We start from the raw sequence: 8,654 nt of genomic DNA, 5'->3' as shown, positions 1-8,654 counted from the left end.
TGACTCAGGTCCTTGCAGGTGTCTTGGAATGTATGAGAGGTGTAAACGGCGGATTCAACCGGTCGTCGCAACACCCCAATGACATGGAGGTGTGTGATGGCACGTTGTCAGGTGGCCGCAGATCAAGCGACACGGTATCCGATGCGATCGCCGGGGCGACCGCCCCCGCGACGTGAGGTCGAACGCGAATTCTGGAAGAAGATCGCCGACGGGGTTTCCAGTGAGGACGCCGCGGTTGCTGTTGGTGTGTCGGCGCCAGTCGGGCCCCGGTGGTTTCGTCAAGCTGGAGGTATGGCTCCCATGGATCTTTCCCCACCTGCTGGTCGGTATCTGTGTTTTGCCGAGCGTGAAGAGATCGCGCTGTTACACATTCAACGCATCGGGGTCCGCGAGATCGCCCGGAGGCTCAGGCGCGATCCCGGGACCATTTCCCGGGAATTGCGCCGTAACGCCGCTACCCGTGCCGGGCAGGTGGAATACCGGGCATCAGTGGCGCAGTGGAAAGCCGAGAATGCTGCCCGGCGGCCTAAACAAGCAAAACTGGTGGCCAACCCTGCGTTACGTGACTATGTACAACAACGCCTTGAGGGCAGCGTGAAACTGCCCGATGGAACCGTGGTGGATGGGCCCGCCGCACCGGAGTGGAAGGGACGAAACAAGCCACGCCGAGCGGACCGTCAATGGGTAGCAGGCTGGAGCCCGGAACAGATCTCCCACCGTCTCAAGCTTGATTTCCCTGATGATGGCGCCATGCGAATTAGTCATGAAGCGATCTACCAGTCACTGTTTATCGAAGGACGTGGCGCGCTCAAGCGCGAGTTGGTTGCGTGTCTACGTACCGGTCGAGTCTTAAGGAAACCACGACAGCGTTCGCGCAACAAACCGCAAGGCCACGTCACAGATGATGTCGTGATCTCTCAACGTCCTGCAGACGCTGCGGATCGCTCGGTGGCTGGGCACTGGGAAGGTGATCTGATTATTGGCACACACCAGTCTGCGATCGGCACTCTGGTTGAGCGTAAGAGTCGCTCTGTGCTGCTGGTCCACCTGCCACGACTTGAGGGGTATGGGCAGCAGGAGCGTATAAATAATGGGCCTGCTTTGGCTGGTCACGGTGCGGTCGCGATGGCTGATGGGCTGACTCGATCACTGGGCAAGGTTCACCAGAAACTGCGCAAGACGCTGACGTGGGATCGGGGTAAGGAGTTGGCAGAGCATGCCAGATTCACGTTCGAGACTGGGACTAAGGTGTATTTCGCTGATCCTCAGTCCCCCTGGCAGCGTCCCACGAACGAGAATACCAACGGGCTGTTGCGCCAGTACTTTCCCAAAGGAACTGATTTATCGAGGTGGGGCGTTGAGGAGCTCGCCGCGGTCGCGTACACATTGAATAACCGACCAAGAAAAGTTCTCGGCTGGAGAACCCCAGCCGAGGTGTTTGCAGAACAGTTACAATCAGTCGAAGAACCCGGTGTTGCGACCACCGATTGAATCCGCCCAGTACACGTCGCTGGCGTTTACCGACGCGCTGGCAGACGCCGGACTCCAGGGCTCGATCGGCTCGGTCGGTGATGCCTTGGACAACGCGATGATGGAGTCGACGATCGGACTGTACAAAACTGAGCTCATCGACGTCGATCCCGCACGCACGTGGAGGGATGCCCGGGAGGTCGAAACGGAAACGGCATCCTGGATCTATTGGTATAATCACCAGCGTCTGCACTCGTCGATCGGTGACGTTCCCCCGATCGAATACGAGCAGGACTACGAGGACATCAACACCGCACGAAAAGCCCAGTAAGGCTTTTGCCCGTAGTCTCCACAAAACTCAGGCCGATTCACAAGGGCGTCAACATCGGGATGGCGAAGCCTGGCTATTTCCCCGGCGAGGCGGCGATTACCGAAGACGAGTACTACCAGTGGTTCCGCGATATCGGAGAGATGAATGCGAATACCATCCGCGTCTACACCCTGCACCCGCCAGGTTTCTACCGGGCGCTAGCCAAGTACAACGCAGAGGCCGACGAGGCCGACAAGCTCTATGTCCTGCACGGGGTATGGATTAATGAGGAATGGATTACCGGCGACGCCGATGCCTTCCATGAAGATGCGGTGCAGGGCTTCCAGCAGGAAATCCAGCACGTGGTGGATGCACTGCACGGCAACGCGTTGGTGCCACACGTGCCTGGGCATGCGTCGGGGGTGTACGTCACCGACGTGTCTGACTATGTGATCGGTTGGGTGCTGGGCACGGAGTGGGATCCGTTCATGGTGCGGGGTACCAATGAGAAGCACCAGGGCATCGGCCAGTTTGAAGGAACTTACTATTCCACCGTCGACGCCAGCCCCTTTGAACACTGGTTGGCCCTGCAGATGGAGTTCACCACGGACTATGAGATGAAAAACTACCGTGAGGTACGCCCCATGAGCTTCACCAACTGGGTCACCACTGATATTTTGGACCACCCGTCGGATAACTCCAATCAGGAGGACATTGCTGAGGTGGATCCGAATCACATCATGACCAGGGACATTATGGATGAGGTGGGCCAGTTCGCCTCTTATCACATCTACCCGTACTACCCGGACTTCCTGCAGCTGGACCAAAAGTACGTCACCGCCACGGACTGGCGTGGCGAGCCCAACACCTACTTCGCGTACCTTCAGGAGCTGCGCGCAGTCCACGACATGCCGGTCCTGGTTGCAGAGTTCGGCATTCCTACCTCACGCGGTCGGACCCACACCGGCCCGATGGACATGCATCAGGGTGGCGTGACAGAGCAAGCACAAGGCGAGCATGTCCAGCGCATGTTCGAAGACATGCTGGAGGCTGACTACATGGGCGGGTTGGTGTTCACATGGCAGGACGAGTGGTTCAAACGCACCTGGAACACGATGGATTTTGATAACCCAGACCGTCGCCCGTTCTGGTCCAACGCACAAACCAGTGAGCAACAGTTCGGCCTACTTAGTTTTGACACGCACAAGGTTCAGGTTGACGGCGATGTTAGTGAGTGGGAGACAGAACCGCTGTACACCGCCGGCACACCGGACGATCCGATGGAAGCGGTCTACGTCGATCACGATGAGCGCTACCTCTATATGCGCGTTGATTTCACAGGGCCTGCGGCAGAAGGTGCATACCCCGTGGCATTGGTAGACACAATCCCGAACCAGGGCAACCACACGGTCAATCGCTTTGGTATAGGCAGCGAGACGGCTGCGGACTATATGATCACCCTCGAACCGGACAATCCCGCGGTTCTGGTGGACCCATACTACGACATGCACTCTTACCTATACGGCTATCTCTATGGGTTCATCCCCACGCCCGAGGACTTAACGCAGAAGAATTCGGGGAACTTCCGCCCGATTGACTACGTGCTCAACCAGACTATGTTCAACCCGGAGACCGGCGAGACCACCCCGTTTGAGGAGTATGAGGCCGGCCGCCTGATGGAGGGCAATGGTAACCCTGCAGCACCCGATTACAATTCTTTGGCGGATTTTGCGTGGTCGAATGATCGCACCCAGCTGGAGGTGCGCATCCCCTGGCTGTTGCTGAACTTCCGCGATCCTTCGCGCAAGGAGGTGACATCCGATTTAATCGCGACCCAATCGATTTATCAGAGCGAGCGTATCGACGACATCGGCATCAGCCTGCTGTACATCGAAGGAGACCAGCCGCAGCAGATTCTTCCAGCTACCGATCCTTCGCTGCAGTCGGTCGCCCCGATGCGCCGGTACACCTGGCAGGACTGGGACCGGTTTGAGACGACGTCGCGGCTGAAGCAGTCTTACTATCACCTGCAGGACTTCTTCGCCACAGTGGAGTAGCACGGTGGACTAACCCGCCGGGCTAACACTTCCTGGCGCAGTGCTCTACGATATTCCAGGTGATTGACGCTGGAATTTTGGACCGAAACCCGTATCTGCTGCTGCACGCCGACACCCATATCGTCGACGTCGTTCTTCCCACCCTGGCCGCCGACCACGGCCTGAACGAGCCGACCTGGGTGGTCGAGCAGGCCTTCGCCGACGGCTCCACCCGCACACGCCACTACCCGGCACCCGTCGGGGACGACTATCCCGTGCGCGTGGGCATCCCCGCCGCGTTCACCGGCATTTCCGTCGAGTTGCGCGACGGCGAAAACCTCCAGCATGGCCCCGTCACGTTCCGCGGGCTTAACGACGAGTACCCCTTCCTTCTGCTCCACGATGGGGAACGCAGCGTGAACCCAGCTGGCGGGATCCTGCAGTTGAACTACACTCTGTTGGCACCGAAGGGCACCACGGTGGAAGGTGCTGCGGCAACCCACGAGCATGCGCTGGGGCCGTGGGCGGGGTGGTCGTCGATAAGCATCGATGCTCATGGCGTGGATAGCCTCACCGTGCAGGTGCCGGGTGGGGAAGCGATCGACGTCACTGTGGCCGGTCACCCGGTCTATGAGTGGGACTTTGGGGTAGCGACGCTGCCGAACGCGGAAACGGAAGACCGCGAACCGGTGTACACCACCTCCCCAAATATCAACATCTTTGGCGCGGGCCAGTGGTTCCTTGAGCTCACATACGCTCCGTTGGGCGGTGAGCAGGAACTGGTGCACGAAGCCGAACTGGAACAAGGCGGGCTGTACGAAGTCTTCCCGGCAGAGGCTTATGACGAGGCCTGGGTGGGCCGCTACAAAGTGGTGCTCTACCGAGGGGATGATGTCGTCGATACGCGATTCCTGGCGATCGCCGAAGGCCTCCACATGCGCGCGAAAAACGAAGGCCCGAAGGGAACCGATTTCCGCTTCATTGACATCACAGGCGCGCTCTCGCCCTTTAACTACGTGCTGGCCGGCACCAGGGCAAAGCCCCTGGGAATTGATGGCGGACAGAAGCGGTTCTCCTCGACAGAAACCTCGCGCCTAGAGACCGTAACCAGCGATTCTGGTTACGAACTTACCTTCGTCGTCGTGCCGGAAACCCTGCGCACCCGCGTGGTCTACGACGGCGCCGAACCCGCCGAATTCCGCGAAAAGATCACCATCCCCGCCGCCGCCCTGGCCGCCGGAGAAAAGTTCACCGTCTACTCGCCGCGCCCGCTGCCCCTGGCCAAGCTGGTCACGCTTGACCCTCTGCAGGGCGTGAAAAACCTGGTGAATACGCTGGGCACCGATGAAGCTGTGTTTGCCGTCAGCGTGAATAACAAGGCGCTGGTGCGCGAGGTGCGGGAGAAGCCTTCGTGCGAGCTCTACCTGCTGTGGAGCGAAGTCACCTACGACGAATACCTCGACGGCCTAGGAGAGAAGGCGCGGGCCGTACACCTGAAGCGTTCGCAGGAACACCGCGTGATGGAGTATGAGGCAGAGGCCTCCCAGCACCTGATCTATGCGGCCTTGGCCACGGTGGAAGCGGACGCGGAAGTGTAGCCGATTTCCGGCCAGACCTAGGTTCTTCAGTTTTACAAAGATTGTCGCCGCGTTTAGGCACCGTTAACACAAGGTTCGTTCCCGCTTTACTGTGAACTTGTATTGTCTATTCATGTCACGTTAAGAATGGTGAGCTATATCGTCGCCAGGTGAACGTGACGTCACGGTTTTCGCACTGCCGACAGTTTCCCTGTATCCGCCTGCACTTGAAGGACTTTTGTTATGCGTATCTCTTCCCGCGCGCTGCGTATGTGCGCTGTTGTTTCCGCTACAGCGCTTGCTGCTTCCACCCTTACACCTGCTCACGCCGCCACAGCCGGCCCGAAGAACATCATTTATATGATCGGCGACGGCATGGGGTACAACCACATTGCCGCCGCGAACTTGTACGAAGCTGGAGTGGCCAAGTACCAGCTTGATGGCGAGGCAAATGCCGAGACTCTCACTGAGCTCGACGGCGAGGCCTACCGCGAGTACGAAACGTTCAACCACTTGGGTATGACCACATTCCAGGAGGGCAACCACTATGATCCCCAGGCTGCGTGGAATGACCACGACTGGGTGTTGCAGGACGTCACCGACTCCGCTGCAGCTGGTACCGCGATGGCTTCTGGTCAGAAGACCGTCAATGGCATGCTGGGTGTTGATTCGTCCGGTCAGGCGGTGGAAAACACGTCGGAACGCGCGAAGAAGCTGGATAAAGCTGCTGGAGTTGTGACTTCGGTGCCGTTTTCCCATGCCACCCCGGCTGCGTGGGGCGCGCACAATGAGTCGCGTAACAACTACCATGCGATTGCTGAAGAGATGTTGTCCGGCGGGCTCGATGTCGTCATGGGTGCAGGGCATCCGCTTTACGACGATAACGGCGCCGCGCTTTCCACCCCCGAGTACAAGTACATCTCGGAGGAAACCTACAACTCCGTCACCGCCGAAGACTCTGACTGGAATGTGGTTACTGACCAAGCTGATTTTGAATCCCTCGCTGCTGGCGTAGCTTCGGGCGATGAGCAGTACTTCGGCCTTGCCCCTGTGGCATCCACCCTGCAGCAGGGCCGCGACGGTGACCAAGACACCCCATATTCTGCTCCACGCAACAATGTTGTTGATCTGGCCACCATGACTACCGGTGCTTTGAATGTGCTGGGCAATGATGACGAGGGCTTCCACCTCATGGTTGAGGGCGGTGCGATCGACTGGGCTGGCCATGCCAACACCATTGGCCGCGACATTGAAGAAACCATCGATTTCAACGACGCTGTCGATGCTGCCATCGCTTGGGTGGAGGCCAATTCCTCGTGGGACGAGACCCTGCTGGTTATCACCGCTGACCACGAAACCGGCTACCTGTCTGGCCCTAACGACAAGCCTGATTTCTCCCCGTTGACTGGCGTGCAGAACGAGGCCCCTGCGCATGGCTACTACTCTGGTGGCCACACCAACCAGGTAGTGCCTTTCTTCTACAAGGGTGCTGGCTCCGAGGACATCACCGCAGCTGTTACTGGCACCGATCCTGTTCGTGGCGACTTTATTGACAACACCACTCTGGCAAACCTGGTTATGGACGCATGGTGGACCGAGCGTGCAGGCGATGACTCCGATGATGCGGATGCTGGTTCCGCAGAGTTCGGCTCTTCCGACTTTGGTGGGGGATCCTCAGTTGCCGTGATTCTGAGCATTCTGGCCGCCATCTTTGGTGTCCTCAACATTGCTGGCGGCAACCTGCCCGCACAGATTAAGGACTTGCTGAAGTTCTAAGCCCTATCTGCTTAAGCTGCTCAGTAAACGCCACGCTCTCGTTTAGAGGGTGTGGCGTTTTGCTTGCTCGTCGGTGTTGTTCAGCCCATTGGTTTCAGGACGCACGCGCGTCCTCGCTTCTCACAGGACCGATCTGGCGGGGGAGTGCACAAATCATGCCGAGAAGCATGAAAGCCACCCGGCGAGGGTGGCTTTCATGGAGACGATCTAACTAGTTGATCGGCTTAACATACTCGGGGAAGGCCTCGGGGGCTTCCAGAGGCTGCTTGGCTGGGTTCATGTCGATACCAAGATCCTTAGCGAACACCAGGCGAGTGGCATCGTAGACGCGCTCAGAATTTTCATTCATCTCGAATACGCGGGCACCGCGGAGGGTGTGCTGGTCCCAGGTACCGTCGTTAAGCCCGTAGGTGCCAAAGCCGGTGCCGGGGCCATAACCCAGCTCAACTCCGAAGTAGTTGCCGTGATAGGTGTTGATATGGTCGTGGCCGCAGTAAATACCCAGCACATCGCCCCGCTCGCGCACAGCGGAGTAGATACCGGAGTTGAACGCACCCACATACACGCCTTCATGTTTGACCCCCTGGATGCCGTGACGGGCCACTGCTGCTGCGTGCTGTTCTTCGGTGTTGTTGTACGGGCCGCCGAACCACATGTCGCGGTGCTCGAACGTGGGGATGTGGAAGAACATCAGGCTGGGCACCTTTGTTCCGAACTGTTCCTCCATGGCAGCGGAATTATCTTCGTACCACCGGATTTGATTGGGGCGCAGGAAGTCGTAGCCGGGCAGTTCGTCGGTGGGCTGGCCAGCGAGATCATTGTTAATGTAGCGGCCTGAATCAAGCAGCCATAAGGCGAACTTCGGGGTGTTTTGCGTACCGGAGACGAGCAGATGAGTGTTGGACTCGCCGTATACGTCATCGTCGGCCGCGTTGAGGTTGTACTTGTACTGGCGGATGAACTCCAGAAGCTGTGGCTCGAACACCTGGGTTCCGTCCTCAGTGGAGTCCTCGTCGTGGTTACCCCAGGTCAGCGCCCAAGGAATGCCGCGGGATTCCATGGGGAGTACCACGTTGTTGATGGCCTGGTAGACCTGCTCGTTGGTTTGCGGGCCGGATGAAATCACGTCGCCGTTGATCAGCGCGAAGTTGGGTTCTTCAGCGTCTAGGGCCTTGCCCATGAACTCGATGGTGCGGCGATCGGTCAGGTGGTCATCTTGGGTGTCGTTGAACTGAATTACCTTGAAGGTGCCGTCTGCGTTGAACTTTAGGGGCATGGTGCGTGCGGTGTGGTCTCCGTCCGCATGAGAGGATACATTGGAGCTTGGCCCACCGCCGGGGAAGGAGGACAAGCTGGATTGAGCCTGTGCCGGGGAGTTCATGCCCAAGCCAGCGGCAGCAGCTGCTGCTGCACCGGTCAGGCCAGTGCGGGTCAGGAAGGTGCGACGATCAAAAACCATGATGGAGAGTCCTTTCAAGTAGTGCA

Annotated in this window: 5 protein-coding genes and 1 pseudogene; 5 read left to right on the top strand and 1 reads right to left on the bottom strand. The window is 58.6% G+C overall.

From position 1 onward, the window contains the following. Positions 1–96: 96 nt before the first annotated feature. The 5 genes and pseudogenes from ACHFGA_RS09725 (at position 97) to ACHFGA_RS09705 (ending at position 7,169) form a co-directional block, all read left to right on the top strand. Complete coding sequence (locus tag ACHFGA_RS09725) at positions 97–1,491, top strand: IS30 family transposase (RefSeq protein ID WP_394282182.1); 1,395 nt, start codon at positions 97–99, stop codon at positions 1,489–1,491. Between the two features lie 4 nt (positions 1,492–1,495). Next, positions 1,496–1,801: pseudogene (locus ACHFGA_RS09720) on the top strand (transposase); the annotation flags it as partial. 59 nt (positions 1,802–1,860) lie between these two features. Then, on the top strand, positions 1,861–3,837 hold the full coding sequence (locus ACHFGA_RS09715; RefSeq protein ID WP_394282181.1) for a hypothetical protein: 1,977 nt from the start codon (positions 1,861–1,863) through the stop codon (positions 3,835–3,837). 59 nt (positions 3,838–3,896) lie between these two features. After that, positions 3,897–5,414, top strand: a complete 1,518-nt coding sequence (locus tag ACHFGA_RS09710) for a hypothetical protein (protein WP_394282180.1) — start codon at positions 3,897–3,899, stop codon at positions 5,412–5,414. A gap of 222 nt (positions 5,415–5,636) precedes the next feature. Further along, complete coding sequence (locus tag ACHFGA_RS09705) at positions 5,637–7,169, top strand: alkaline phosphatase (RefSeq protein ID WP_394282179.1); 1,533 nt, start codon at positions 5,637–5,639, stop codon at positions 7,167–7,169. Between the two features lie 211 nt (positions 7,170–7,380). Here the strand turns inward: ACHFGA_RS09705 and ACHFGA_RS09700 are convergent, their stop codons facing one another. Then, positions 7,381–8,628: a metallophosphoesterase family protein gene (locus tag ACHFGA_RS09700; RefSeq protein WP_394282178.1), complete on the bottom strand. Its 1,248-nt coding sequence runs from the start codon at positions 8,626–8,628 to the stop codon at positions 7,381–7,383. Positions 8,629–8,654: the final 26 nt, after the last annotated feature.

Source organism: Corynebacterium sp. (genome assembly GCF_043426755.1).
Classification (GTDB): domain Bacteria; phylum Actinomycetota; class Actinomycetes; order Mycobacteriales; family Mycobacteriaceae; genus Corynebacterium.
The sequence above is the reverse complement of the archived record's forward strand: the minus strand, read 5'-3'. Positions and strand labels throughout refer to the sequence as shown.